Origin of the sequence: Streptomyces sp. NBC_01384 (assembly GCF_045040035.1) — a bacterium.
Classification (GTDB): domain Bacteria; phylum Actinomycetota; class Actinomycetes; order Streptomycetales; family Streptomycetaceae; genus Streptomyces.
The window spans coordinates 3,038,226-3,063,792 of sequence record NZ_CP109559.1 but is presented as its reverse complement, the minus strand read 5'-3'; the positions used below and the strand labels follow the sequence as shown (position 1 = coordinate 3,063,792).

20 protein-coding genes and 2 pseudogenes are annotated in these 25,567 nt (G+C 70.6%); 11 read left to right on the top strand and 11 right to left on the bottom strand.

Annotated elements, in window-relative coordinates; translation table 11 throughout:
- Positions 1-238 precede the first annotated feature (238 nt).
- Both OG747_RS13895 and OG747_RS13890 read left to right on the top strand, forming a co-directional pair.
- Positions 239-1,243 carry an aldo/keto reductase gene (locus OG747_RS13895; RefSeq protein ID WP_405879636.1) on the top strand — a complete coding sequence of 335 codons (1,005 nt, stop codon included), beginning with the start codon at positions 239-241 and terminating at the stop codon, positions 1,241-1,243.
- A gap of 26 nt (positions 1,244-1,269) precedes the next feature.
- Positions 1,270-1,866: a TetR family transcriptional regulator gene (locus tag OG747_RS13890; protein ID WP_405879635.1), complete on the top strand. Its 597-nt coding sequence runs from the start codon at positions 1,270-1,272 to the stop codon at positions 1,864-1,866.
- A gap of 1 nt (position 1,867) precedes the next feature.
- On the opposite strand, the gene OG747_RS13885 is transcribed toward OG747_RS13890, so the two are convergent.
- Complete coding sequence (locus OG747_RS13885) at positions 1,868-2,074, bottom strand: hypothetical protein (RefSeq protein WP_405879634.1); 207 nt, start codon at positions 2,072-2,074, stop codon at positions 1,868-1,870.
- 213 nt (positions 2,075-2,287) lie between these two features.
- On the opposite strand from OG747_RS13885, the gene OG747_RS13880 reads away from it, so the two are divergent.
- A complete protein-coding gene (locus tag OG747_RS13880; RefSeq protein WP_405879633.1) occupies positions 2,288-3,076 on the top strand; it encodes a transporter substrate-binding domain-containing protein in 789 nt (262 codons plus the stop codon).
- Between the two features lie 192 nt (positions 3,077-3,268).
- On the opposite strand, the gene OG747_RS13875 is transcribed toward OG747_RS13880, so the two are convergent.
- Positions 3,269-4,699 carry an MFS transporter gene (locus OG747_RS13875; RefSeq protein WP_405879632.1) on the bottom strand — a complete coding sequence of 477 codons (1,431 nt, stop codon included), beginning with the start codon at positions 4,697-4,699 and terminating at the stop codon, positions 3,269-3,271.
- A gap of 101 nt (positions 4,700-4,800) precedes the next feature.
- Between OG747_RS13875 and OG747_RS13870 the strand changes: the two genes are divergently transcribed.
- Entirely contained in the window at positions 4,801-5,844 is a 1,044-nt protein-coding gene (locus OG747_RS13870) for a helix-turn-helix transcriptional regulator (protein ID WP_405879631.1), read from the top strand.
- 72 nt (positions 5,845-5,916) lie between these two features.
- On the opposite strand, the gene OG747_RS13865 is transcribed toward OG747_RS13870, so the two are convergent.
- Entirely contained in the window at positions 5,917-7,362 is a 1,446-nt protein-coding gene (locus tag OG747_RS13865; protein WP_405879630.1) for an MFS transporter, read from the bottom strand.
- A 233-nt stretch (positions 7,363-7,595) separates the two neighbouring features.
- Here OG747_RS13865 and dusB point away from each other — a divergent pair, with 233 nt between their 5' ends.
- Positions 7,596-8,750, top strand: coding sequence for a tRNA dihydrouridine synthase DusB (dusB, locus tag OG747_RS13860; protein WP_405879629.1), 1,155 nt, complete (start codon positions 7,596-7,598; stop codon positions 8,748-8,750).
- 70 nt (positions 8,751-8,820) lie between these two features.
- Here dusB and OG747_RS13855 read toward each other — a convergent pair whose 3' ends face one another.
- On the bottom strand, positions 8,821-10,758 hold the full coding sequence (locus tag OG747_RS13855; RefSeq protein ID WP_405879628.1) for a glycogen debranching N-terminal domain-containing protein: 1,938 nt from the start codon (positions 10,756-10,758) through the stop codon (positions 8,821-8,823).
- Complete coding sequence (locus tag OG747_RS13850; protein ID WP_405885534.1) at positions 10,755-12,524, bottom strand: MGH1-like glycoside hydrolase domain-containing protein; 1,770 nt, start codon at positions 12,522-12,524, stop codon at positions 10,755-10,757. The genes OG747_RS13855 and OG747_RS13850 overlap by 4 nt, the downstream gene beginning before the upstream one ends.
- Before the next feature lie 218 nt (positions 12,525-12,742).
- Here OG747_RS13850 and OG747_RS13845 point away from each other — a divergent pair, with 218 nt between their 5' ends.
- The 5 genes from OG747_RS13845 to OG747_RS13825 all read left to right on the top strand — a co-directional run bounded on the left by OG747_RS13845 (position 12,743) and on the right by OG747_RS13825 (position 19,237).
- Positions 12,743-13,966: an ROK family protein gene (locus OG747_RS13845; RefSeq protein ID WP_405885533.1), complete on the top strand. Its 1,224-nt coding sequence runs from the start codon at positions 12,743-12,745 to the stop codon at positions 13,964-13,966.
- Positions 13,967-14,470: 504 nt separating this feature from the next.
- On the top strand, positions 14,471-17,221 hold the full coding sequence (gene ppdK / locus OG747_RS13840; RefSeq protein ID WP_405879627.1) for a pyruvate, phosphate dikinase: 2,751 nt from the start codon (positions 14,471-14,473) through the stop codon (positions 17,219-17,221).
- A gap of 111 nt (positions 17,222-17,332) precedes the next feature.
- Positions 17,333-17,830 carry a sulfatase-like hydrolase/transferase gene (locus OG747_RS13835; protein ID WP_405879626.1) on the top strand — a complete coding sequence of 166 codons (498 nt, stop codon included), beginning with the start codon at positions 17,333-17,335 and terminating at the stop codon, positions 17,828-17,830.
- The gene (locus OG747_RS13830; protein ID WP_405879625.1) at positions 17,799-18,233 is read left to right on the top strand and encodes an NUDIX hydrolase; all 435 of its coding nucleotides are present in this window, start codon (positions 17,799-17,801) and stop codon (positions 18,231-18,233) included. The genes OG747_RS13835 and OG747_RS13830 overlap by 32 nt, the downstream gene beginning before the upstream one ends.
- 65 nt (positions 18,234-18,298) lie before the next feature.
- The gene (locus tag OG747_RS13825; protein WP_405879624.1) at positions 18,299-19,237 is read left to right on the top strand and encodes an oxidoreductase; all 939 of its coding nucleotides are present in this window, start codon (positions 18,299-18,301) and stop codon (positions 19,235-19,237) included.
- A gap of 99 nt (positions 19,238-19,336) precedes the next feature.
- On the opposite strand, the pseudogene OG747_RS13820 reads toward OG747_RS13825, so the two are convergent.
- Positions 19,337-19,717 (bottom strand): annotated as a pseudogene (locus OG747_RS13820) (hypothetical protein).
- Positions 19,718-19,794: 77 nt separating this feature from the next.
- Complete coding sequence (locus OG747_RS13815) at positions 19,795-20,247, bottom strand: Lrp/AsnC family transcriptional regulator (protein WP_405879622.1); 453 nt, start codon at positions 20,245-20,247, stop codon at positions 19,795-19,797.
- A gap of 112 nt (positions 20,248-20,359) precedes the next feature.
- Here OG747_RS13815 and OG747_RS13810 point away from each other — a divergent pair, with 112 nt between their 5' ends.
- The gene (locus OG747_RS13810; protein ID WP_405879621.1) at positions 20,360-20,977 is read left to right on the top strand and encodes a LysE family translocator; all 618 of its coding nucleotides are present in this window, start codon (positions 20,360-20,362) and stop codon (positions 20,975-20,977) included.
- A 42-nt stretch (positions 20,978-21,019) separates the two neighbouring features.
- Here OG747_RS13810 and OG747_RS13805 read toward each other — a convergent pair.
- The 4 genes and pseudogenes from OG747_RS13805 to OG747_RS13790 all read right to left on the bottom strand — a co-directional run.
- Positions 21,020-21,166 (bottom strand): annotated as a pseudogene (locus tag OG747_RS13805) (SDR family NAD(P)-dependent oxidoreductase); the annotation flags it as partial.
- 83 nt (positions 21,167-21,249) lie between these two features.
- The gene (gene nirD, locus OG747_RS13800; RefSeq protein ID WP_405879620.1) at positions 21,250-21,600 is read right to left on the bottom strand and encodes a nitrite reductase small subunit NirD; all 351 of its coding nucleotides are present in this window, start codon (positions 21,598-21,600) and stop codon (positions 21,250-21,252) included.
- Entirely contained in the window at positions 21,597-24,251 is a 2,655-nt protein-coding gene (gene nirB, locus OG747_RS13795; RefSeq protein ID WP_405879619.1) for a nitrite reductase large subunit NirB, read from the bottom strand. The genes nirD and nirB overlap by 4 nt, the downstream gene beginning before the upstream one ends.
- Entirely contained in the window at positions 24,252-25,508 is a 1,257-nt protein-coding gene (locus tag OG747_RS13790) for an NAD(P)/FAD-dependent oxidoreductase (protein ID WP_405879618.1), read from the bottom strand.
- Positions 25,509-25,567 lie beyond the last annotated feature (59 nt).

Below are 25,567 nucleotides of genomic sequence, written 5' to 3'. Positions count from 1 at the left end.
TGCCGGGCCTCTTTTCTGGGGCCCGGCACAGGTGTGCCGGGCCCCAGGGGTCACGGCGTACGGCCCGGAGAATGAGACACTTGCGCGGCGAGTGTCACATTCCCGTGGCCGACCACCCGGCCGCAGCGGATGCGCCAACAGCCTCGGCGACACATGACAGCTGACAGATATTGAAATCTGTCAGCTGTCATGTCAGTGTGGAGAGGTACCACTCCTCCAGGGACACCAAGGACTCCTCATGCGAACCCGCCCCCTCGGATCCACCGGCCCCCAGGTCTCCGCACTCGGTCTCGGCTGCATGGGTATGTCCGCGCTGTACGGCGATGTCGACCGTGCCGAGTCCATCGCCACGATTCACGCCGCTCTCGAAGCGGGCGTGACCCTGCTCGACACCGGCGACTTCTACGCCATGGGCCACAACGAGATGCTGATCGGCGAGGCACTGCGGACAGCCCCCGCGGGACGCCGTGAGCAGGCGCTGACCAGCGTCAAGTTCGGCGCGTTGCGCGACCCGGACGGCGGCTGGACGGGGTACGACGGCCGCCCGGCCGCGGTGAAGAACTTCGCCGCGTACTCGCTCCAGCGGCTCGGCGTGGACCACATCGACGTGTACCGGATCGCGCGGGTCGACCCCGGCGTACCGATCGAGGAGACGGTCGGGGCGATCGCGGAACTGGTGGAGGCCGGGCACGTACGGCACATCGGCCTGAGCGAGGTCGGCGCGGACACGATCCGCCGGGCCGCCGCCACCGCGCCCATCTCGGACCTGCAGATCGAGTACTCGCTCATCTCGCGCGGCATCGAGGACGAGATCCTGCCGACGACCCGGGAACTGGGCATCGGCATCACGGCGTACGGCGTGCTGTCCCGCGGGCTGATCTCCGGCCACTTCACGGCCGACCGGCAGCTCGCCGCGAACGACTTCCGGGCCATGAGCCCCCGTTTCCAGGGCGAGAACCTCCAGCACAACCTCGCGCTCGTCGAGGCACTGCGCAAGATCGCCGAGCAGAAGGGCGTCAGCGTGGCCCAGATCGCGATCGCGTGGGTGCTTTCAAGGGGCGAGGACATCGTGCCGCTGGTGGGTGCCCGTCGCCGCGACCGGCTCGCCGAGGCGCTGGGCGCGCTGGACGTCACGCTGGACCAGGACGATCTGGCCGCGATCGAGCAGGCGGTTCCGGCGGACGCCGCCGCGGGCGACCGCTACCCGGCGGCCCAGATGGCACACCTCGACAGCGAGCGCTGACGGCACCGGCAGGTACGGTCTTCGTCATGGCACCGACCACCGAAGCACTGACCGCCGAGCGCATCCTCGCCGCGACCGAGGAGGTGCTGCGCCGCCACGGTCCGGCGAAGGCCACCGTGGTGGACGTGGCCCGCGCGCTCGGCGTCAGCCACGGCAGCGTCTACCGCCACTTCCGTACGAAGGCGGCGTTGCGGGAGGCGGTCACGAAGCGCTGGCTGGACCGTACGTCGCAGACGCTGGAGGAGATCACCCAGGCGCGGGACGAGACGGCTGCCGAGGCCCTGCGGAACTGGCTGGGCGCGCTGTTCACCGCCAAGCGCCACAAGGCGGGGGACGATCCGGAGCTGTTCGCCACGTACTCGGTGCTGCTCGGTGAGGCCAGCACCGTGGTCGAGGAGCACATCACCGACCTCGTCGGCCAGCTCACCCGCGTCATCGACCGCGGCGTGCGCGAGGGCGACTTCACGGCCGTGGACGGCGACGCCGCGGCGACGGCCCGCGCGGTCTTCGACGCCACGAACCGCTTCCACGACCCGGCCTACGCCCACGAGTGGGAACAGCCGGGCATCGAGGCCGAGTTCACGACCCTTGTGGACCTGGTCCTGCGCGGACTGGGGCGCTGACCTACGACCCCGTCGGGTCCACCGTCGCCTGATGCGCCTCGGCGAGGTGTTCCTCCGCCTTCAGCCACGGCAGGAACTGCGCGCCCTTGCGCCAGCCGCAGGTGTCGCATCGGATCGTGCGCTGTACGCCGGCGCGCTGGACGCGGACGACGTGCTCGCGGCCGTGCTGGTCCCAGCGGCTTACCTTGCTCGTGTTGATCTGCAGCATGACACCTCCAGGTGTGACCGCTCCGCTCGCGCGGCAAGGCGTTCGCGGCAGCGCGTTCGCGGCGGGGTGTTCGCAGCAAGGAGTGTGCAGCATGGAGAAGATCAACGGGGGTTCTTCGGTCGCGACTTGACCGTGCGGCCGTAAGCGATCACGATCCGTTCCCGCGCGCCCACCCTCCACGCTCCCTGGCCGCCCCGATCTACACTCCGCCCCATGACGACCGGAACTCCCGCCATCGCCAAGGACCTCGCACCGCTCGGCACCCTGAGGGCCTCGATCAACCTGGGCAATCCGGTGCTGGCCCAGGGCACCCCACAGGCCCCGGCCGGGATCACCGTCGACCTCGCGCGGGAGATCGGCGCCCGTCTGGACCTCCCCGTGGAACTGCTCTGCTTCGACGCGGCACGCAAGTCGTACGAGGCGATGGCGGAGGGCCGTGCCGACCTCTGCTTCCTGGCGATCGAGCCCGCGCGTGAGGCCGAGGTCGCGTTCACGGCGCCGTACGTCGTGATCGAGGGCGTGTACGCCGTGCCCCGCGACTCGGACCTCACGACCGTCGCCGAGGTCGACCGGCCCGGCGTACGGATCGGTGTGAAGCGCGGGTCCGCCTACGACCTCTTCCTCTCCCGCACGCTGCGGCACGCGAGCGTGGTGCGCGGGGAGGACGGGGTCGACGCGTTCCGGGCCGAGGGGCTGGAGGCCGCGGCCGGCATCAGGCAGCCGATGACCGAGTTCGTCGCGGCGCATCCCGAACTCCGCCTGATCGAAGACCGGTTCATGCGGATCCGGCAGGCCGTCGGCACGACGAAGACCCGTCGTCCCGAGACCGTCCGCTTCCTCAGGGACCTCGTCGAGGAGCTGAAGACGAACGGTTTCGTCGCAGGCGCCCTGCGGCGCGCACAGCAGTCGGAGACCCTGGTCGCCCCTTCTGCCTGGTCCGTCACTGAGGAGTCGTATTCAAGAGAGAGGTCAGATACCGGGCCGCGAAGGACCCGCGGCTGACGGCGGCATCCGCGGTACGACTGCTCGACGACCCGCACGGGTCAATACGCCACGCGGCCTCCGGGAACGCGCGGTTTCCCGCTCGGGTCATCGTCCGGCTGCTGCGCGACCCCGACACCGCGGAGCCCGCGGCCCGGCATCCGGCCGTGCCCGTCCCCGTCCTGGAGCGGATGCTCCAGCTGCTCCCACAACTCAGCTGATCGTGCGCGGCAGCCGCAGGCTCAGGGCCGTCGTCAGGGCCACGCCCGCCAGTTGGACCACGAGGGTCGTGACCAGGGCGTCCCGCATGCCGTGGGTCGAGGCGAGGGACAGGAAGAGGGTTCCCAGGGTGGCGACGCCGATGGCGAGGGCCGACTGCTGGGTGGTCGCCATGACGCCGCTGCCGACGCCGGCGCGGGCGGGCGGGACCTCGGAGAGGACGATCCGGATGAGGACCGGGAGCTGGAGCGCCTGGCCCGCGCCCGCGACCGCCGCGCCCGGCAGCAGTTGCCACACGCCCAGGTCCGGCCAGGACCGCAACGCGGCCAGCGCGATGAGGGCCACGCCCACCGCCTGGATCAGTCCGCCCGCGGTGACGATCCGGGTGCCGTAGCGGGCGATGAGCCGGGGTCCGCAGAGGGAGACGACGAAGAAGGCCACCGCCATCGGTGCCAGGGCCAGGCCCGCCGGGACCGGGCCGAGGCCCGCACCCCGCTGCAGCGCCACCGCGATCACGAACATGAAGCCGCTGAAACCGATCGAGAACGGCACCATCATGATCAGACCCCGGCGGAGCGACGTCAGTGCGAACAGGCTCGGCGGGACCAGGGGCGTACGGCCCTCGCGGTCCTCCCTGCGCTCGACGAAGTAGAACGCCGCCGCCGCGACGGGGAACAGCGCCAGCGACAGCCAGGTCCACAGAGGCCAGCCCGCCGCCCTGCCTTCGGTGAGCGGGGCGAGGAGGGCGAGGAGGGACACGGCGAGCAGGACCGTGCCGGGGGCGTCGATCGGCTCCGGGTGCTGCGAGCGCGTCTCGGGGACGGCGCGCACGGCCAGGACCAGGCCGAGGATCACGACGGGCACGTTCACGAGGAACACCGCGCGCCAGCCGGTGCCCGCGATGTCCGCGGCGACCAGGAGGCCGCCGAGTATCTGCCCGGCCACCATGGACAGGCCGGCCGTCGCGCCGTACAGGCTCATGGCTTTGGCGCGGCGCGGTCCCGCGGTCGCCGACTGGATGGTGGCGAGGACCTGCGGCAGCATCGCCGCGGACGCCGCGCCCTGCGCGACGCGCGCCGCCACCAGCGTCCAGGCGCTGGGGGCGAGCCCGCACGCCAGCGAGGTGAGACCGAAGGCCGCCATGCCGCCGAGGAAGAACTGACGCCGCCCGAAGAGGTCGCCGAGGCGTCCGCCCAGGACGAGCAGGACGGCGTACGCGACTCCGTACCCGGCGACGACGAGTTCGAGGACGGCTTCGCTCGCGTTCAGGTCCCGGCCGATGGTCGGGAGGGCTACGTTGACGATGAAGAAGTCGATGAGGGGCAGTGCCGCACCGAGCAGCACGGTGAAGAGTCCGAGGCCGCCGAGCGCGGGTGGTCCGGACGGTGAGCGGACTGGGGTCCTGAGGGTTCCGGTTTCGGTCACGTCCTCCAGACTTCTCCTGACCTCAGACTGGTACCAGAGTCTCCTTATCCTGGTACAAGCACTACCTGGCAACAGGTTCCGGTGAACGGCAGGCTGGAGGCATGACGACGATGGCGCAGGAGAGCACCGCGCCCCCTCCCCAGCCGGTGGAGTCCGCGGCCGGGGCCTCGCGCGTGGAGTCCGCGGCCGGGGCCCCGCGGGCGGAGTCCACGGCCTCTGCCCGGCAGGCGGTATCCGTTACTTCTCCCCAGCCGGTGGAACCCGAGCCGCACGGCACCGCCGCCCCCCGCGCCAGCGAGATCCGGCGGCACGAGCTCGCCACCTTCCTGCGCAACCGGCGCGAACGCATCACGCCCGAGGAGGTCGGACTGCCCCGCGGCCGCCGTCGGCGCACGCCGGGCCTGCGCCGCGAGGAGGTCGCGCAGCTCTCCGCCGTCGGCGTCACCTGGTACACCTGGTTGGAACAGGCCCGCGACATCCAGGTCTCCGAACAGGTCCTCGACGCCCTGGCCCGCACCCTGCTGCTCGACTCCAGTGAGCGCGCCCACCTCTTCCGGCTGGCCGGAGCCGTCGACCCCACGCCCGCCGCGCGGTGTCCGACCATCACCCCGGCCCTGCTCGAGGTGCTGACCCAGCTGGAGCCGGTCCCGGCCTGCATCCAGAACAGCCGGTACGACATCCTGGCGTACAACCGCACGTACGCCCGGCTGATGATGCGCGACCTCGACTCCGTGCCGCCCGAGGACCGCAACTGCATGATCCTCGTCTACACCCACCCCGAGTGGCGCGAGTCGATCGTGCTCCTCGACGAGACGATGCGCGTGATGGCCGCCAAGCTGCGCGGCTCCATGGCCGGTCACCTCGGCGAGCCCGCCTGGAAGATGCTGGTCAAACGGCTGCGGACGGAGTCGGCGGAGTTCCGCGAGATCTGGGAGCGGTACGAGGTGTTCGGCGGCGCCCGCAGCAAGACCAAGCAGTTCCTCAACCCGTACGTCGGACTGCTCGCCCTCACCCACACCGACCTGTGGCTGGCCCCCGACATGGGCGCCCGCATGGTGACGTACGCACCCACGGACGAGCAGAGCCGCGAGCGCCTGGCGAAGCTGCACGAGATCGCGCTGGCGGTGAAGACCGAGGCGGCCTAGGTCTCCCTGCGGAGGGCTACCCAAGGTCTCCCTCCGGAGGCTGCCCGAGCCAGTCTCGGGCCCGAGCCCGTCTCAGGCCCGTACCCGCACCGCGTCCCGGACCTCCGCCGTCTCCAGCTGCCGCGCCGTCCGCTCCGCCGTGCCGCGCGCCCAGCGTCCACTCGTCAGGGCGCCCAGGACGAGGACGGCGAGGCCGCAGCCGGTGAGGATCCACCAGCCGGGGCGGGCGGCCGACACGAACGTCTCCTGGTACGCCGAGGCCTGGATGCCGGAGGCGAGCACCGCGCCGACCACGGCGACGCCGAGGGTGCCGCCGATCTGGCGGCTGGTGGAGGCGACGGCGGCCGCGACCCCGGCCTGGGTGCGGGGCATGCCGGAGACGGCGGTGTTGGTGATGGGGGCGTTGACGAAGCCGAAGCCGAGGCCGAAGAGGACGTACCCGATGACGAGCGTGACGTTCGACGTCTCAGCCTTGAACGCGGCGAAGAGAATCCCGCTCGCGGTCATCGAGACCCCCGCGATCAGCAGCGGCAGCCGTGGCCCCCGGCTGCCGACCAGCCGTCCCGACAGTGGCGCGCAGACAAGGCACATGACCGCCATGGGCAGCATCCACAGGCCGGCGTGCAACGCGTCCAGACCACGGACGTTCTGCAGATAGAGTGTCGAGAGGAAGAGGAAACCGCTGAGCGCGGCGAACGCGCTGATGGCGATGACCGTGGCCCCGCTGAACGGTGCCGAGCGGAAGAAACGCAGGTCGATGAGGGGTTCGGCGCGCCGGGGCTCGTACCACAGGAGGCCGAGCAGCGCGGCGACGGCGATCGCGCCGAAGGCCGCGGTCCGCGGGACGCCGGAGCTGGGCGCCTCGATGATCGCGTACGTCAGTGAGCCGAGCAGCGCGATGACCAGGAGCTGCCCGATCGGATCGGGGCGGCGGGCCTTGGGGGCGCGGGACTCGGGGACGTAGCGCCAGGTGAGCAGGAGCGCGGCGAGGCCCACCGGGAGGTTGATCCAGAAGATCGAGCGCCAGCCGACCGAGTCCACCAGGAGACCGCCGACGATCGGGCCCGCGGCCATCGAGATGCCGACCACGCCACCCCAGACGCCGATCGCGCGGGCGCGCTCGCGCGGGTCGGTGAAGGTGTTGGTGATGATCGACATCGCGACCGGGTTCAGCATCGAGCCGCCGACCGCCTGCACCATCCGGAAGGCGACGAGCGACTCGAGGTTCGGGGCGAGGGAGCACAGGACCGAGCCGATCGTGAAGATCACCAGGCCCACCTGGAAGACCCGGCGGCGGCCGATGCGGTCGGCGGTCGAGCCCGCGAGCATCAGCAGCGACGCCAGGACCAGCGTGTACGCGTCGATCGTCCACTGGAGGCCGGCCACGCTCGCGTGCAGGTCCTTCTGCATCGAGGGCAGGGCGACGTTCAGAACCGTGTTGTCGAGGCTCACGATCAGCAGGCTCATGCAGCAGATCGCGAGCACGAGCAGACGGCGGCGGTGGCTGAGCTCGGGCATTCCTCCAGAGTACGCCCGCGTCGATAGTGCGTCTAACTAATGACTCTCCTCTGTGGAGCACTGCACTTGTTCATGACAGTCACCACAGTCACCACAGTCACCACGGTCACCGCACCCGTCAGCCCCGTCAGCCACCGCACCAGCCAGCCACCGCACCCGTCAGTCACCGCACTCGTCAGTCACCGCACCACCCGTCAGTCACCGCACCCGTCCGCGTACGCGACAATGGGGGAATGTCCACGATCGCCCTCGCCCCCGCCACCCCGCTGTCGATCGGCCCCCACACCGTCCAGCCGCCCGTCGTCCTGGCCCCCATGGCCGGGATCACGAACGCGCCGTTCCGCACGCTGTGCCGCGAGTTCAGCGGCGGCAAGGGCCTGTTCGTCAGCGAGATGATCACCACGCGGGCGCTGGTCGAGCGCAACGAGAAGACCATGCAGCTGATCCACTTCGACGCGACCGAGAAGCCGCGCTCGATCCAGCTGTACGGCGTGGACCCGGCGACCGTCGGCAAGGCCGTCCGCATGATCGCGGAGGAGAACCTCGCCGACCACATCGACCTGAACTTCGGCTGCCCGGTCCCGAAGGTGACGAGGAAGGGCGGCGGCTCCGCCCTCCCGTACAAGCGCAACCTGCTGCGGGCGATCCTGCGTGAGGCCGTCAGCGGGGCGGGCGACCTCCCCGTGACGATGAAGATGCGCAAGGGTATCGACGACGACCACATCACGTTCCTCGACGCCGGGCGGATCGCGGTCGAGGAGGGCGTCACCGCCATCGCCCTGCACGGCCGCACCGCCGCCCAGCACTACGGCGGCACCGCGGACTGGGACGCCATCGCGCGCCTCAAGGAGCACGTGCCGGAGATCCCCGTCCTCGGCAACGGCGACATCTGGTCGGCGGAGGACGCGCTGCGGATGGTGCGCGCGACCGGCTGCGACGGGGTCGTGGTCGGTCGCGGCTGCCTCGGCCGGCCGTGGCTGTTCGGCGACCTGGTGGCCGCCTTCGAGGGGCGCCCGGACGCCTACGCCCGCCCGACCCTCCGCGAGGTCGCGACCGTCATGGTCCGCCACGCCACCCTGCTCGGCGAGTGGATCGGCGACGAGGCGCGCGGCGTCATCGACTTCCGCAAGCACGTGGCCTGGTACCTGAAGGGCTTCGCCGTCGGCTCCGAAATGCGCAAGCGTCTGGCGATCACGTCGTCGCTCGCCGAACTCTCCGACGGCCTGGCCGAGTTGGACCTCGACCAGCCCTGGCCGACGGGCGCGGACGGACCCCGCGGCCGCACCTCCGGCAACAACAGGGTCGTCCTGCCCGACGGCTGGCTCAAGGACCCGTACGACTGCGCGGGCATCGGCGAGGACGCGGAACTGGACACGTCCGGCGGCTGATCGGCCCCGGGGCGCCCTCGACGGCTGCGTCGGGCGCCCCGGCTCAGTGCTACCAGCTCAGTACTACTGGTCAGGCGCCCCCCACCGCGGTCAGCAACGCCAGCGGGGCCGCCGCCGACCTCGATTCCCGTACGCACGCGTGCGGGTAGGGCACCGGCTCCGAGTGGGTGTCACGGCCGTAGCCGGCCAGGACCTCGGGGAGGCGGTGGCCCGCGGCGGTGGCCGCGTCGACGAGCGCGTGGGCGACCGTACGGGCCTCGTCGTGCAGGCCGTAGCGGGCGAGCCCCAGTGTGATCAGCGCGTTGTCGTGCGGCCAGACCGAACCACGGTGGTACGACAGCGGGTGGTACGCCGGCTGGTCCGCGGCCAGGGTGCGCACGCCCCAGCCGGAGAAGAAGTCCGGCTCCAGCAGACGGTGGCCGACCAGTTCGCCGTACTCCTTGTCGAGCAGCCCCGACCACAGCAGGTGCCCGGCGTCCGAGGCGAGGGCGTCGACCTGACGGCCGTCACCGTCCAACGCCAGCGCGGGGAAGGCGTGTTCACTCATCCAGAAGTCCCGCTGGAAACGGTCACGGAGGTCGCCCGCCGCCTGTTCGAGGAGGGCCGCGTAGACCTCGTCGCCCCAGACCGTACGGGACAGGTGAGCGGTGCGGCGCAGCGCGTCGTACGCGTATCCCTGCGCGCCCGCCGCCATCACCGGGCCACTGGGACGGCTGCCGTCGGCGGAGCAGATCGCGCCGGGGGAGTCCTTCCAGTTCTGGTTGGCGAGGCCGCCGCCGTCCGCGCGGTAGACGAGATAGCCGACGGAGGTCAGGCCGCCGTGGTCCAGCATCCAGCCGATGGCCGCACGGGCGTGGGCCTCCAGCCGCCGGGCCAGGGCCGTGTCGCCCGTCTGCTCCGTGTACGCGCCGAGCAGCACCAGGAACAGCGGCGTCGCGTCCACCGAACCGTAGTACCGCCCGTACGGCACCTGCCCGAAGTGCGCCAGCTCACCGTGCCGTACCTCGTGCACGATCTTGCCGGGCTGGGCCACCGCACCCGCTCCCACCTCGACCGCCTGGGTCGCGGCGAGCGCGGGCAGTGTGGCGGCGGCGAGCTGGGGACGGTAGGGGAGCGCGAAGAGGGAGGTCAGCAGGGCGTCGCGGCCCAGCAGGGTGAGGAACCAGGGGACTCCGGCCGCCGGAACGCGCAGCTCCTCGCCGTCCGGACCCGTCGCCTGGACCTGGAGCACCGCCAGGTCGGACAGCCCGCGCGCACAGGCCGCGGCCAGCTCGGGCCAGCCGGTCGGGAAGGGCACGCCTTCCGCGAACTCACCCTCCAGCGCGAGCAGTCGCTCATTCGCGGCGGCGGGGGAGCGCGGCACCTCCGGGTCCTTCAGCGCGCCGTGCGGGCGGGCCGCGACGCGCAGCGACAGCTCCACCGTGGCACGCGGTTCGAGATCCAGGGTCCATACGAGGCGCCGGGCGCCCGTGCCCGTCTCCTCGACCCCGTCCGGCGGCGGCTCGGAGGTGACCGTCGTACAGGACCGCCACTCCCCGCGCTGATAGCTGAACTCCACCCCGTCGTCGAGGACTTGACGCCCCCGTACGGCGCCGATCTTGGCGTACGTACGGTAGTCGGAGCGCAGCTCGAACTGGTCCGTGAAGTCGACGTCCACGGTGAGCGCGATGCGCACGGTCGTGGGCGTCGGGCGGTTGCTGGTGACGCGTAGCGCCTCCACGAACGCGCCGTCGGTCACGGCCTGTTCGCGGAAGAGCGTGTACGCGGGCGGCTCGTTGCGGCCGCCGCGCGGGACGAGTACACAACTCGCCGTGTCACCGTCCGTGACCGGCGAGAGCGCCTCGGGCACCGCGCCGTCGACGGTCAGCTGCCAGCGGCTGAGGTGCCGGGCGTCCCGTACGAACAATCCGTCCGGGGAGCTGCCGTTCCGTACCCCGCTGATGTCCCCGCCGTCGCCCACGGCGGCGAACGTCCCTCCGTGCACTAGCAGATGATGCCGGTCCGTCATCCCCGGTCCCCTCCCTTGGCGCCCGTCTCGAATGAACTGTGTGACGTGTGTGTCGTGTATGACGTCGTGCGTGTCGCGTGTGACGAGTGCGGTATGTCTGGCGTGTGCGGCGTGTGCGGCGTGTGCGGCGTGTGCGCTGTGTGCGGTGTCATGTCGTTTGTCTTGTCGAACGTGCGGTACCCCGGATGGGACACGACTCGGCCCGCCTGATCCGCCCCATCCACCTGGTCGGCCCCTGCCGGGTCGTGCAGCAGATCCAGCGTCAGCGCGGCCGTCCAGCTGAAGCCGAGCGCTCCGCAGGCCTCGCCGGTGTACGGATCGACGTACTCCGCGAACCCGGACGCGTCGGCCGTCTCCAGCAGCGCGGCCCGCAACTCCTCCGCGCGCCCGTGCTCCCCGTGCAGCCGTAGCCCGCGCTCCAGCAGCCAGTTCGTGTTGAACCAGGCCGGACCGCGCCAGTAGCGGTGCGGGTCGAAGGCGTGCCCGGTCAGGTCGTAGCTCGGCACCAGCCGGGCGACCCCGCCGAGCCCGAAGTGCGGCCCGCCCGCCGTACGGACGAGGGTGGCCGCGATGTCGCGCGGGAGCGCGGGGAGGATGAGCGGGAGCAGCCCGGCGACACTGCGCTCGGGGATGAGCGCACCACTGGGAGAGCGCCGCTCCGAAGAGTGAGCACCGCTCTCGGAGGGGCGCTGCTCCACACCGTGAGCACTGCTCCGAGAGCCCTGCTCCGCGGTGAGAGCACCGCTCTCGGAAGAGCGCCGCTCCGAAGCGAGAGCACTGCTCTCACCCCCGCCGTACACATCCCGCACATCCCGGCAGAAGAACATTCCTTCCTCCGGGTCCCACAGCCGCTCCACCAGGGCGGCCGTCAGGCGTTCCGCGCGGGCGTGCCGTGCCGTCCCCGCCGCCCCCAGCTCCTGCGCGATCGCGGCGAGCGCGTGCTCGGAGGCGATCAGCAGCGCGTTGAACGCCGGGTCCTCGACGGCGAACTCGCCGGCGCCGTCGGCGTACCCGCCGTCCCGGTAGTCCGTTGCCAGCCGCACGTACCGCCCGTAGTCCAGATCCGTCGGCCGGTCCTCGGCGGACCCGTGGTCGAGGTCGGCGCGGCGGAAGGAGCGTGGCGCGGCCGGGGTGACGCGGCTGAGCGGGGCGTCCCAGCACGGGCTGTTGTCCATGCCCTGCTCCCACGGGTGGACCACGGAGGCGAGCCCGCCGCCGCCGAGGTCCCGGCGGTGCAGGAGATAGCGGTGCCAGGCGGCCAGCCGGGGATACATCCGGGAGAGGAAGGAACGCGACCGGGACAGGCCCGGGTCGGCCTGGTGCACCAGCCAGGCGGCGAGCGCGTGCACCGGTGGCTGCACGATGCCCGACGTCTGTACGGTGCGCGGGGCGCCCGCAATGCGCCCCGCGGTCGAGGAGCGCCAGAAGTCGGGGCTCGGGAAGTACGCGTCCAGCGGAACGGAGGGGTTGAACACAATGTGCGGGATACGACCGTCGCCCCACTGGGCGCCGAGCAGTGTCTCCAGCTCCGTCTGTGCCCGCAAGGGTGACAGGTGGCGCAGGCCGATCGCGATGAAAGCGGAGTCCCAGGACCACTGGTGGGGGTACAGGCCGCGGGAGGGGACCGTGGACGTTCCCGTCCAGTTGCCTTCGAGCACCCGGGCGGCCCTGAGGTGCAGCGACCCGGCGGAGCGGTCGGGATCGTATACGTGCGCGCCGGAGTGGGTGATCTCGTGCGAACCGGGCGGAGCGGGTGAGCCCGAGATGCGCACGGGGGTGGTGGTCCCCGTGCGGTGGATGGTGAGTTGGGTTGTGCTGTCCACTCAGGTCTCCCCGAAGACGTCCGGCCGACCGGTTCGGCACTAGCTACCGTAGGGTTACGTCTATTTAACACGCAAAACTCAATATGTAATGCAGAGTTGGTGAACGCAAGGGGTTGAGCATGACGGGCATGGCGGGGATGGCAGGAAGGGCGGCGAAGGCCATGAGGGCCGGGAACCAGGCAAGCGCCGGAGAACTGCTCGAACTGGTGCGCAGCGGCCGTGCCACGACGCGCGGCGCGCTGCAGCAGGCCACTGGCCTGTCGCGGGCCACGGTCGGCCAGCGCCTCGACCGGCTCTTTCGCGCGGGGTGGCTGCGCGAGGGCGCGGGCGGCCCGGTGGACTCCCCGCTGGGCGGGCGCCCCTCCATAACCCTCGAGTTCGACGACGAGCACGCCGTCGTCCTCGCCGCCGACCTCGACACCCGGCACGGCCGCGCCGCCGTCGTCTCGCTGACCGGCGAGATCCAGGCCGAGCACCATGGAGGGCTGCGCATCGAGGACGGCCCGGACGCCGTGCTGGGCGAGCTAGGCCGCTGGTTCGCCGAACTGCTGGAGAAGGCCGGGCAGCGACCGGACGCGGTGTGCGGGATCGGGCTCGCGGTACCGGGTCCGGTGGACACCGACACCGGCCGGGTGGTGCAGCCGCCGATCATGCCGGGCTGGGACGGCTACGACATACGGGGCCGCTTGGGACGCGCGTTCGCCGAGCACACCGGCGCCAAGAGCACCGGGATCACCAGGAGCGGCACCAGGGTTCCCGTACTCGTCGACAACGACGCCAACCTGATGGCGTACGGCGAACAGCGCACCGGTTACCCGGACTGCTCGGCGTTCGCGCTGGTCAAGGTCTCGACGGGGATCGGCGCGGGCATGGTCGTCGGCGGCTCCATCTACCGGGGTGTCGACGGGGGCGCCGGCGACATCGGGCATATCCGGGTCGGCGCGGACGCGCTGTGCCGATGCGGTTCGTACGGGTGTCTGGCCGCCGTCGCGAGCGGTGGCGCGGTGGCGCGCAGGCTCGCCGAGTCCGGCGTACGGGCCGCCTCCGGCTCGGATGTGCGCGACCTGCTGACCGCCGGGCACCCGGAGGCGATGGCGCTCGCGCGGGAGGCCGGGCGGCAGGTCGGGGACGTACTCGCGACGGTGGTGACCCTGCTCAACCCCGGAGTCCTGATGATCGCCGGGGATTTGGCCGGAACCCCCTTCCTCACGGGCGTGCGCGAGCTGCTGTACCAGCGGGCGCTGCCCCGCTCGACCGCTCATCTGGACGTGGTGACCTCGCGGCTCGGGGAGCGGGCGGGGCTGGTCGGGGCGGGGGCGCTGGTCGTGGAGTACCTGTACGCGCCGGAGCGGGTGGAGGAGCGGCTGGCGGCGCTGGGCGTGTGACGGGTGAGGGGGGCGGCCAGGGGGCCGACGGGGGGCGGGTGGTGTTACCTGTCGAAAGTGACAGTCACCCCTCCATGTGTGACGTTCAAGATGTGTGACATTCGCGTGTCGCGTCCACATCGTGGTCCGCATGGTGAAATTCCGGCCGTCTTTACTGCGTGATTCTCGCCACCCTTGATAGGGGTCACGCTCAGATGAGCGGATCTTGAGCGGCTGCACTTCCCTAAGGAGTGGCACTCAGTGCCACCCCTTGATCGTTCATCGATTAAACTCAGACGTGTGAGATGATGCTCATGTGAGCATGCAGGGTGATCTACGGGTGTTGATTCATTCAAGAAGTGAAAACGTCGCCCGGCGACCACTTGCCAAGGCTTGACTTTCAATCGAGTGGCGGACGGGTGGTTACAGGCGCATGACGTGCAAGTAGACGTACCCAGACGCCTTCGATCTGGGTATGTTCCTCGCCGTCAGGGCAGCCACCGCGACGTCGAGGAGTCGAGACTCGTGTCGGAAAACAAAGATCCCCACGCAGCCGAGAGCGGCGACAGCGGCGTCGAGGGAGCGAAGTTCGTTTACGACTTCACCGAGGGCAACAAGGACCTCAAGGACCTCCTCGGCGGCAAGGGTGCGAACCTCGCCGAGATGACCAACCTGGGCCTTCCCGTCCCTCCCGGCTTCACGATCACCACCGAGGCGTGCAAGACGTACCTCAACAGCGGTGAGGAGCCGGCGGCACTGCGTGACGAGGTGAGTGCGCACCTCGAAGCCCTCGAAACGAAGATGGGCAAGAAGCTCGGCCAGGCCGATAACCCCCTGCTCGTATCGGTGCGTTCCGGTGCGAAGTTCTCCATGCCGGGCATGATGGACACCGTGCTCAACATCGGCCTCTCCGACAAGTCGGTCCAGGGCCTCGCCAAGCAGGCCGGCGATGACCGCTTCGCGTGGGACTCGTACCGCCGTCTCATCCAGATGTTCGGCAAGACGGTCCTCGGCGTCGACGGCGAGCTCTTCGAGGACGCGCTGGAGGCGGCGAAGACGGCCAAGAAGGTCACGGTCGACACGGAACTGGATGCCGCGGACCTCAAGAAGCTGGTCACCAAGTTCAAGAGGATCGTCAAGACCGAGGCCGGCCGGGACTTCCCGCAGGACCCGCGCGAGCAGATGGACCTCGCCATCCACGCGGTCTTCGACTCCTGGAACACCGACCGCGCCAAGCTCTACCGCCGCCAGGAGCGCATCCCGCACGACCTCGGCACCGCGGTCAACGTCTGCTCGATGGTGTTCGGCAACCTGGGCCCCGACTCCGGCACGGGCGTCGCCTTCACCCGCGACCCGGCCAGCGGCCACCAGGGCGTCTACGGCGACTACCTCCAGAACGCCCAGGGCGAGGACGTGGTCGCGGGCATCCGCAACACGGTCCCGCTCGCCGAGCTGGAGTCGATCGACAAGAAGTCGTACGACCAGCTGATGCAGATCATGGAGACCCTGGAGAACCACTACAAGGATCTCTGCGACATCGAGTTCACCATCGAACGCGGCCAGCTCTGGATGCTCCAGACCCGCGTCGGCAAGCGCACGGCGGGCGCGGCCTTCCGTATCGCCACGCAGCTGGTGGACCAGGGCCTGATCGACGAGGCGGAAGCCCTCCAGCGCGTGACCGGTGCCCAGCTGGCCCAGCTGATGTTCCCCCGCTTCGACGACCAGGCGAAGGTCGAGCAGATCGGCCGGGGCATCGCGGCGTCGCCGGGTGCGGCGGTCGGCAAGGCGGTCTTCGACTCGTACACCGCTATCAAGTGGTCGCGTTCGGGCGAGAAGGTCATCCTGATCCGCCGCGAGACGAACCCCGACGACCTGGACGGAATGATCGCGGCGGAAGGCATCCTGACCTCGCGCGGCGGCAAGACGTCCCACGCCGCCGTGGTCGCGCGCGGCATGGGCAAGACGTGCGTGTGCGGCGCCGAGGAGCTCGAAGTCGACACCAAGCGGCGCCGCATGACGGCCCCGGGTGGTCTGGTGATCGAGGAAGGCGACGTCGTCTCGATCGACGGTTCGTCGGGCAAGGTCTACCTGGGCGAGGTCCCGGTGGTCCCCTCCCCGGTCGTCGAGTACTTCGAGGGCCGGATGCACGCGGGTGCCGACGACGCGGACGAGCTGGTCGCGGCGGTGCACCGGATCATGGCGTACGCGGACCGCGTCCGCCGCCTGCGCGTCCGGGCCAACGCGGACAACGCGGAGGACGCCCTCCGTGCCCGCCGCTTCGGCGCGCAGGGCATCGGCCTGTGCCGCACCGAGCACATGTTCCTCGGCGACCGGCGCGAACTGGTCGAACGCCTGATCCTGGCCGACACGGACGCGGAACGCGAGGACTCCCTCAAGGAACTCCTCCCCCTCCAGAAGCAGGACTTCGTCGAACTCTTCGAGGCGATGGACGGCCTCCCGGTGACGATCCGTCTCCTGGACCCGCCGCTGCACGAGTTCCTGCCCGACGTGACGGAACTGTCGGTACGGGTGGCGCTGGCCGAGTCGCGCGGCGATGCCAACGAGAACGACCTGCGCCTGCTCCAGGCGGTGCACCGGCTGCACGAGCAGAACCCGATGCTGGGCCTGCGCGGCGTACGCCTCGGCCTGGTCATCCCCGGCCTGTTCACGATGCAGGTGCGGGCGATCGCGGAGGCGGCGGCCGAACGCAAGAACGCCAAGGGCGACCCGCGCGCGGAGATCATGATTCCCCTGGTCGGCACGGTCCAGGAGCTGGAGATCGTCCGCGAGGAGGCCGACCAGGTCATCGCGGAGGTGCAGGCGACGACGGGTACGGACCTGAAGCTGGCGATCGGCACGATGATCGAACTCCCGCGAGCGGCTCTCACCGCCGGTCAGATCGCCGAGGCGGCGGAGTTCTTCTCCTTCGGCACGAACGACCTCACGCAGACGGTGTGGGGCTTCTCCCGGGACGACGTGGAGGCCTCCTTCTTCACCGCGTACCTCGAGAAGGGCATCTTCGGCGTCAGCCCCTTCGAGACGATCGACAAGGATGGCGTGGGCTCCCTGGTCCGCTCCGCCGTAAAGGCCGGCCGAGCAACCCGCCCCGACCTGAAGCTCGGAGTCTGCGGCGAGCACGGCGGCGACCCGGAATCGGTCCACTTCTTCCACGAGGTGGGACTGGACTACGTGTCCTGCTCGCCGTTCCGGATCCCGGTAGCGCGCCTGGAGGCGGGCCGCGCGGCCTCGACGGCGAAGGGCAGCGACCACCGCTGACCCCCTGAAACCCCCGGGACCGTTGTCGGTCACCCCGACCCTCACCGACACGACAACGGTCCCGGTGCATCAAGGAGGGGCGGCACCCTGTGCGGGGGTGCCGCCCCTTGTATGTCCGCTCCCCCGTCTCCTGGACCCGCCGCTGCACGAGTTCCTGCCCGACGTGACGGAACTGTCGGTACGGGTGGCGCTGGCCGAGTCGCGCGGCGATACCAACGTGAACCCGACTCCACACGTCACCAGGTCGACCAGGCCATCGCCGTCGCCGGCCGCTACAACAGGCAGCCCCTGTTCCTGTTCGTCAACGTCTCCGCAACCCACGTCCCCCACGGCCACTGCATCGGCGACAGCACTGACAGCGCACGCTCCCAGCAAGCCGCCCTGGCATACGCCGACCCGCACCTCGGCCGCCTGATCAGCACCCTGACCAGTGAGGAGCCGTGGCTGATCATCATGTGCGCCGACCACGGCGACGCGTTCGGCGAAGACGGCTATCGCGGGCGCGGTATCGCTCACCCCATGGTTCTGAATGTGCCGTACGCCGCCTGGCACGCCCAGTCCGTTACTCTCAGCCCGCATGGGAGAACACAGCAGCAGCCCGGCCACTGACGCGTCTGTGGTCGTTGCCATCGACAACGACGGCCTGGTAGCCGTGCTCAGCGCCGACTTTCCCCATCACGGCGGCGAGTATCTGTTCCTGCCCGGCGGACGCAGGGAACCAGGCGAGAGCCCCGAAGAGTGCGCGCGCCGCGAACTCGCTGAAGAGGCGGGCGTCACGGCACAGATGTGGCGTGCGCTCGGTTCGTACGCCATCACTCTCGGCTCCACCAGCCGCGTACACCTCTACGAGGCTCGCGACCTCACCCTGGGCAGCCAATCCCTGACCCCCACCGAAGCCGACTTCAAGTTGTCCTGGTGGCCCCTGGCCGACGCCATCAGTGCTGCGGCCGACGGCCAGTTCCTGCTTCCTGCCGGGCCACTCGCTCTCATGCTCGTCGACCGCTCGTCATGAGTAGTACGAGTCGCGCCCACCGCTCGAACACTGCGGTCCCATCCATTTGAACAGGAAGGTCGGTCATGGCTGGTTGGAATGTGAGCGACATCCCTGACCAGAGAGGTCGTACGGCTGTTGTCACGGGTGCCAACAGCGGCATCGGATACATCACCGCGCGCGAGCTGGCCCGCAAGGGGGCGCGTGTCGTGCTCGCCTGTCGAAGTGAGGCGCGGGGGAGTGCGGCGGGGGACCGGATCACCTCCGAAGTGCCGGGCGCGGACGTGGAGTTCGTACGGCTGGACCTCGGGGATCTCGACTCCGTGGCGGAGTTCGCGGCGATGTATGACCTTGAGTACGGTGAGCGGCTTGATCTGCTCGTCAACAACGCCGGTGTCATGGCCTTGCCGCTGGGGCGTACCGCCGACGGGTTCGAGACTCAGTTCGGGGTTAATCATCTGGGGCACTTCGCGCTCACCGGGTTGTTGCTTCCCGCGCTTCTTGCCACCCCCGGCGCGCGGGTCGTGACCGTGTCCAGCATGTTCCACGTACTCGCCAACATCGACATCCATGACCTCAACAGCGAGCGGGCTGCCTATCGGCGCTGGGTTGTCTATGGCCGGTCCAAGACCGCCAATCTTCTCTTCACCCACGAGCTGGCTCGGCGGCTGGCCGGGGTCGGGTCCGACGTCGTCGCTGCCGCCGCTCATCCCGGGTACGCCTCCACCAACCTCCAGACCGCCGGGCCGAGGCTCGAGGGGCGCCAGGGTGCCGAGCGGGTCATGGAGATCGGCAATCGGTTCCTCGCGCAGAGCCCGGACGCCGGGGCGCTGCCCACGCTGTACGCCGCCACCGCACCCGGCGTACGGCCCGACTCCTTCACCGGGCCCTCGTTCGCGATGTGGCGCGGCGCGCCCGCGAAGTCCTGGCGGGCCGGGTGGACCCTCAACGACACGGCCGGGAAGCTCCTCTGGAGCGCCTCCGAGCAGCTCACCGGAGTGAGGTACGACGCGCTGAAGGTGTGAGAGGCCGGCCCGACGACCGGCCGCGATCACCCGCGTGTCAACGATGAAGCAGTGCCGCATCGCCGGATCCGGCGGGCCCGCGGGTATCTGCTGCTGTGGTCAGGGCGTGAGGTCCAGTACGCGGACCGGTTCGCCGGTCCACCGGTGCGGGGCGGTGGTCGCAATGATCGCGCCGTCGGGACGGTCCGGTGTGGGTTGCGCGGCGTAGTGGCTGTGAGCTGCGGCCCAGGTCTCCTGCCGTGCGAGGGCCAGGGCGGCAGCCAGGTCCAGGTCGAGGACGGTGATGCCGGGAAGGGAGGCCAGATGCTCGCCCGTGCCGGGCCGGGCGCGGTCTGCTTCTACCAATGCGCACGCCGGGGCGTACAGGAATCAGCCCGGTTCGGCATGGGCGCGGTGGATCAGGCGGGAAGCGAGGACGTTGCCCTGGCCGGCCGCTACCATCGCGGTGTCGTCCAGGACGATGTGCAGGGCGTCGCTCACTGGCCGCTCACCTGAGCCAGGCGCCGGTCCAGCTCACTGTCCAGGTCCTGCCACCGGAGGATTACCCCCAGCTGTGGCTACTCGGGCAGTGGTCGGTCGTGGACAACGTTCTTCATGACCAGGGTGGAGGTCAGGCGCTGGACGCCTGGGAGCTTGGCCAGCTGCTGGTCGTAGAGCTGCTGGTAGGCCGCGAGGTCGGGGGTGGCTACGCGCAGGAGGTAGTCGGGTTCGCCGAACAGGCGCTGGGCCTGGATCACGTGCGGGACCGCGGCCACGGCCTCCTCGAAGGCGTCGACGGTGTCGCGATCCTCCCAGCGCAGGGTGGCGAAGACCAGGGCCTCGAAGTCCAGGCCGACGGCGGCCGGGTCGACGACCGCGCGGTAGCCGCGGATCGCGCCTTCTCGCTCGAGGTCACGCAAGCGGCGGTGACAGGGCGAGACGCTCAGCTTCACGCGGGCGGCGAGCTCGGTCACCGTCAGGCGGCCGTCCAACTGCAGCTCGGTAAGAATCTTTCGGTCCAGGGCATCCATGAAGAAGATTCTCCCTCATCAGGCGCGATCATGAGGTAAATGCGCAAACACTTTCGGGCACATCACGCCTAATCTTCCCCCTCAAGGCAAAGAATGTGAGAGGGATCGATCCATGGACACGACGACGGTGGCGGCCTTCCTGGCAGTGGACCTCCTGCTGGTGTTCACCCCCGGCGCGGACTGGGCCTACGCGATCGCCGCGGGGCTGCGGGGCCGGTCGGTCGTCCCGGCGGTCGCCGGGCTGATAGCCGGATACGCGGGATACACGCTGCTCGCCGTGGCCGGGCTGGTGGTGGTCGTGGCGAGCTCGGCGACCGTGCTCACCGCGCTGACCGTCGCCGGGGCCGCCTACCTGATGTGGCTCGGCTGGGGCGTACTGAGGCAGCCCGCCGCTCTGGCCGCGTCCACGGAGACCATGGCCTCCTCACGCTGGCAGATCGCGCTCAAGGGCGCCGGTATCAGCGGCCTCAACCCCAAGGCGCTGCTGCTTTACTTCTCGCTGTTCCCGCAGTTCATCGACCCCGCGGCGGGCTGGCCCGTCGCCGCGCAGACCGGGCTGCTCGGCACGCTCCACATGGCCGCCTGCGCCGTCGTTTACCTTGCCGTCGGCGTCCTGGCCCGCACCGTGCTGAAGACCCGGCCCTCGGCAGCCCGGGCGGTGACCCGGGCCTCCGGTGCCATGATGATCGTCATCGGCGGGTTCCTGCTGGTGGAACGCCTGGTCGGCTGACGAACCCGTCCCCACCCGTCCCCACCCGTTCAGCGAATTCTCGCCGGTGACGTTGATGGCGAGTTGGGTGTGCCAGTCGGCTTCCGGGAGGTCGGCGAGTGGTGTTCCGCCGTGGAAGACGCCCGCGTTGTTCACCGCCACGTCGAGGGAACCGAAGCGGTCCACGGCCACCTCGACGAGCGCGCGCACCTCGTCCGCGCATGACGGACCGGTGGGCGTGAGGAGGCCCCGGTCACCCCGGCCGTCAGGAAGCGGCCGTCAGGAGGCGAACGTTACGAAGCTCGTACCTCGTACGTCGTCACCCGTACCGTGTCGTCGTCCAGGCACCGGCCCGACTCCAGGTCGAACCGCTGCTTCAGCAGCGGCGAGGCCACGAACGGGCGGCCCTGGTGGGAGCCGAGCAGGCCGCGGGAGAGGACCGCCGCGCCGCCGAACGGGTCACGGTTGTCGATGGCGTACATCCGGCCCGCGCGGTCGAGGAACACGGCGGCCTGGCCGCCGTCCGGCAGCAGGGCGGCGACTCCGCGGCCCGGCGTCAGTACGGACCGGTCGCAGATGGTCAACCAGTCGTTGTCCAGCCGCAGTTGGACCTTCAGGTCGGTGGTCTCGGGGGCAATGGTCATCGCTGGGCGCTTCCTTCCAGGGCTTCCAGGGTCTCCGGCGATCCCAGGGGGCGTCGGCCGATGCTCAGCAGCGGCAGGTCCGGCTTGATCTGGTCGCGCTCGGGGACGAAGCCGACGACCGGGTCGGGGGTGTCCGGGGCGTTCACGAAGGACACGAACCGGGCGAGCTTCTCGGGGTCGTTGATGGTCTCGGCCCACTCGTCGCGGTAGGCGGCGACATGCGCGGACATCAGCGACTCCAGCTCCTCGCAGATGCCGAGCGAGTCTTCCACGACGACTTCGCGTACGTGGTCCAGGCCGCCCGGGATCCGCTCCAGCCAGGTCGACGTGCGCTCCAGGCGGTCCGCCGTGCGGATGTAGAACATCAGGAACCGGTCGATCAGGCGGATGAGTTCGGCGTCGGAGAGGTCTTGCGCGAGCAGGTCCGCGTGGCGCGGAGTGGCGCCGCCGTTGCCGCCGACGTACAGGTTCCAGCCGCTCGCGGTGGCGATGATGCCGAAGTCCTTGGACTGGGCCTCGGCGCACTCGCGGGCGCACCCGGAGACCGCCGACTTGAGCTTGTGCGGGGAGCGCAGGCCCCGGTAACGCAGCTCCAGGTCGATCGCCATGCGGACGGAGTCCTGGACGCCGTAGCGGCACCAGGTCTGCCCGACGCAGGACTTGACCGTACGCAGGGACTTTCCGTACGCGTGGCCCGACTCGAAGCCCGCGTCCACCAACCGCGCCCAGATGAGGGGGAGTTGTTCGACCCGCGCGCCGAAGAGGTCGATGCGCTGGCCGCCCGTGATCTTCGTGTAGAGGCCGAAGTCCCGGGCCACCTCGCCGATCACGATCAGCTTCTCGGGGGTGATCTCGCCGCCGGGGATGCGCGGCACGACGGAGTACGAGCCGTTCTTCTGGAGGTTGGCGAGGAAGTGGTCGTTGGTGTCCTGGAGGGCTGCCTGCTCGCCGTCGAGGACATAACCGCTGGTGCCGATGGTCGGGGCGAGGGAGGCGATGATCGAGGCGACGGCCGGCTTGCAGACCTCGCAGCCCTCGCCGCCGCGGGCGCCCTCACGTCCGTAGCGGTCCAGCAGGACCTGGTACGAGGGGATGCGCAGGGCGAGGACGATCTCGTACAGCTCCTCGCGGGTCTGGGAGAAGCAGCCGCACAGGCCGTGGTCGACCTCGACGCCGCTCGCCTCCAGTTCGTCGTTGACGAGCCGGCCGAGAACCTTGACGCAACTCCCGCAGCCCGTACCTGCCTTGGTGCACTTCTTGACCTCGGGCACGGTGGTGCAGGAGTGCTCGGTGACCGCGCCGCGGATGGTGCCCTTGGTGACGTTGTGGCAGGAGCAGATGACCGCGGAGTCGGGGAGCGCGGAGGGGCCGAGGGCGACCGGGGCGCCCGCGCCCGCCGGGAGCACCAGCTGCTCGGGGGCGATCGGCGGCACGGAGCCGGTGAAGGCGCGCAGGGTGCCGTACGCGTCCGCGTCGCCGACCAGGATGCCGCCGAGCAGCGCGCCGTCGCGGCCGATGACCAGCTTCTTGTACGTGCCCGAGCGCGAGTCGGAGTAGACGACGTCGAGGCAGTCCGCGGTGGCGCCGTGTGCGTCTCCGAAGGAGGCCACGTCGACGCCGAGCAGCTTGAGCTTGGTGGAGAGGTCGGCGCCGGTGAAGCTGGCCTCGTCGGCGGCGATCGTGGCGGCGGCCGTCTCCGCCATCTTGTAGCCGGGCGCGACCAGGCCGTACACCCGGCCGTCCGAGGCGAGGGCGCACTCGCCGATCGCGAACACGTGCGGGTCCGAGGTGCGGCACTGGTCGTCGACCGTGATGCCGCCGCGCTCGCCGACCGTGAGCCCGGTGTCGCGGGCGAGCTGGTCGCGCGGGCGGACGCCCGCCGAGAACACCACCAGATCCGTGGCGAGTTCGGAGCCGTCGGAGAGCTTCATGCCGCTCACGGCGCCGTCGTCACCGGTGACGATCTCCTGTGTGCCGGTGCCGGTGTGGACGGTCAGGCCCATGTCCTGGATGGTGCGCAGGAGCGCGGCGCCACCGCCCTCGTCGACCTGTACGGGCATCAGGCGCGGCGCGAACTCCACGATGTGCGTGGCCAGTCCGAGCCCCTTCAGCGCACCCGCGGCTTCGAGCCCGAGCAGGCCGCCGCCGACCACCGCACCCGTCGTCGCCCGCGCCTTCGCGTACTCCTCGATGGCGAGCAGGTCCTCGATGGTCCGGTAGACGAAGCAGCCCTCGGCGTCCTTGCCGGGGACCGGCGGCACGAAGGGGTAGGAGCCGGTGGCGAGGACGAGCGTGCCGTACGTGATCACCAGACCCGAGCGGGCCGTCACCGTCCGCGCGTCCCGGTCGATCGTCTCGGCCGGGTCGCCCAGGTGCAGTTCGATGCCGTGCTCGGCGATGAACTCGCTGTCGGTGAGGGAGAGTTCCTCCGGTGTGCGGCCTGAGAAATACGAGGTGAGCTGGACGCGGTCGTACGCCGGGCGCGGCTCCTCGCACAGCACGACCACGCGGTGCGTGGCGGTCAGGCCGCGCTCGGCGAGCGCTTCGAGGAAGCGCTGGCCGACCATGCCATGGCCGACGAGCACGATGGTGTGCGCGGCGCCGTCGGTGGCGTTCGCCGCCGCCGTCATCGTCGTCGTGTCCGTGGTCATTCAGGAGCCTCCGTCGTTGGTGAGCAGGTGGAGCAGCGGGGCGCCGTCCGCGGGGAGCGGTTCCGCTCCCTCCCAGGCGCGGGCGAGCGCGCCGACGGTGCCGAGTTCGCCGACGAGCACGCCGCCGACCAGCCGGTCGTCGCGGACGACGACCTTGCGGTAGGTGCCGCGGGTGGCGTCGGCGAGCTGGACGACGTCGTCGCCGGGGCGGGGATCGGGGTCGCCGAACGCCGCCATGTCGAAGGGGGTGTGGCCGGCGAGGGTGAGTCGGGTCAGGGAACGGGTGCCGGTGTAGCGGGTGCCGGAGCCGGTGCCGGTGCCGCCGGTGCCTCCCGCTTCCGCGGCGATCAACTCGGCCAGGGCGTCGGCCTGTTCAAGGGCGGGTGCGGCCAGGCCGTAGACGGTTCCCTCGTGCTGGACGCAGTCGCCGATCGCCCGGATGTGCGGATCGGACGTCCGCAGCTCGTCGTCGACGAGGATGCCCTTGTGGACGGCGAGCCCCGCGTCCTGCGCGAGCCCCACCCGGGGGTGGACCCCGCAGGCGAGGACGACGAGGTCGGCGTCGAGGGCGTATCCGTCGGCCAGTTCGACCGAGCGGACCGCGCCGCCGACGCAGCGCACGTCGCGCACCCGGCACTCGGTGTGCACCTCGACGCCCAGCTCCGTCAGGTGCCGGTGCATCAGCCGGGACGCGGACGGGTCGAGCTGGCGCTCCATGAGCCGCTCGCCCTGCTGGGCCAGCACCACCTGCGCACCGCGCACCGCCAGCGCGCGGGCGGCCGAGACACCGAGCAGCCCGCCGCCGATCACGACGGTGCGGACGCCGGGCCGTACGGCCTTGGACAGACCCAGGCAGTCGTCCATCGTGCGGAACGCGTGCACACCCTCCGGGAGTTCGTGCCGGCCGGGCGTGAACAGTCCGCGCAGGGGCGGCAGCACGGGGTTCGAACCCGTCGCGAGGACCAGCGTGTCGTATGCGATCACCGATCCGTCCGCGCCGTGCACGCTGCGGGCGGCGCGGTCGATTCCGGTGACCCGGGCGCGGGTGAGACCGGCGGGTCGCGGGAGGGCGATCACCTCGGGGGCGTAGCGGCCTGCCAGCACCTCGGCGAGCAGTACGCGGTTGTACGGGCGGTGCTCCTCGTCGCCGACGAGCGTGACGGACAGGGCGGGGGCACCCAGCTCTCCGAGCCGCTGGGCGAGACGGGCGCCCGCGAGTCCGGCGCCGATCACCACCACACGCGTATTCGAGGTCATGTATCGCAGCGTGCGATGCCGGTGTTACCCGGTCGCATCACGGCTGTTTCCCGGGAGGA

Bases quoted from the DNA above. Each gene is read 5' to 3' on its own strand.
- OG747_RS13895 (WP_405879636.1), top strand. From the start codon at position 239: ATGCGAACCCGCCCCCTCGGATCCACCGGCCCCCAGGTCTCCGCACTC.
- OG747_RS13890 (WP_405879635.1), top strand. From the start codon at position 1,270: ATGGCACCGACCACCGAAGCACTGACCGCCGAGCGCATCCTCGCCGCG.
- OG747_RS13885 (WP_405879634.1), bottom strand. From the start codon at position 2,074: ATGCTGCAGATCAACACGAGCAAGGTAAGCCGCTGGGACCAGCACGGC.
- OG747_RS13880 (WP_405879633.1), top strand. From the start codon at position 2,288: ATGACGACCGGAACTCCCGCCATCGCCAAGGACCTCGCACCGCTCGGC.
- OG747_RS13870 (WP_405879631.1), top strand. From the start codon at position 4,801: ATGACGACGATGGCGCAGGAGAGCACCGCGCCCCCTCCCCAGCCGGTG.
- OG747_RS13865 (WP_405879630.1), bottom strand. From the start codon at position 7,362: ATGCCCGAGCTCAGCCACCGCCGCCGTCTGCTCGTGCTCGCGATCTGC.
- dusB (WP_405879629.1), top strand. From the start codon at position 7,596: ATGTCCACGATCGCCCTCGCCCCCGCCACCCCGCTGTCGATCGGCCCC.
- OG747_RS13855 (WP_405879628.1), bottom strand. From the start codon at position 10,758: ATGACGGACCGGCATCATCTGCTAGTGCACGGAGGGACGTTCGCCGCC.
- OG747_RS13845 (WP_405885533.1), top strand. From the start codon at position 12,743: ATGAGGGCCGGGAACCAGGCAAGCGCCGGAGAACTGCTCGAACTGGTG.
- OG747_RS13835 (WP_405879626.1), top strand. From the start codon at position 17,333: ATGTCCGCTCCCCCGTCTCCTGGACCCGCCGCTGCACGAGTTCCTGCC.
- OG747_RS13830 (WP_405879625.1), top strand. From the start codon at position 17,799: ATGGGAGAACACAGCAGCAGCCCGGCCACTGACGCGTCTGTGGTCGTT.
- OG747_RS13825 (WP_405879624.1), top strand. From the start codon at position 18,299: ATGGCTGGTTGGAATGTGAGCGACATCCCTGACCAGAGAGGTCGTACG.
- OG747_RS13815 (WP_405879622.1), bottom strand. From the start codon at position 20,247: ATGGATGCCCTGGACCGAAAGATTCTTACCGAGCTGCAGTTGGACGGC.
- OG747_RS13810 (WP_405879621.1), top strand. From the start codon at position 20,360: ATGGACACGACGACGGTGGCGGCCTTCCTGGCAGTGGACCTCCTGCTG.
- nirD (WP_405879620.1), bottom strand. From the start codon at position 21,600: ATGACCATTGCCCCCGAGACCACCGACCTGAAGGTCCAACTGCGGCTG.
- nirB (WP_405879619.1), bottom strand. From the start codon at position 24,251: ATGACCACGGACACGACGACGATGACGGCGGCGGCGAACGCCACCGAC.
- OG747_RS13790 (WP_405879618.1), bottom strand. From the start codon at position 25,508: ATGACCTCGAATACGCGTGTGGTGGTGATCGGCGCCGGACTCGCGGGC.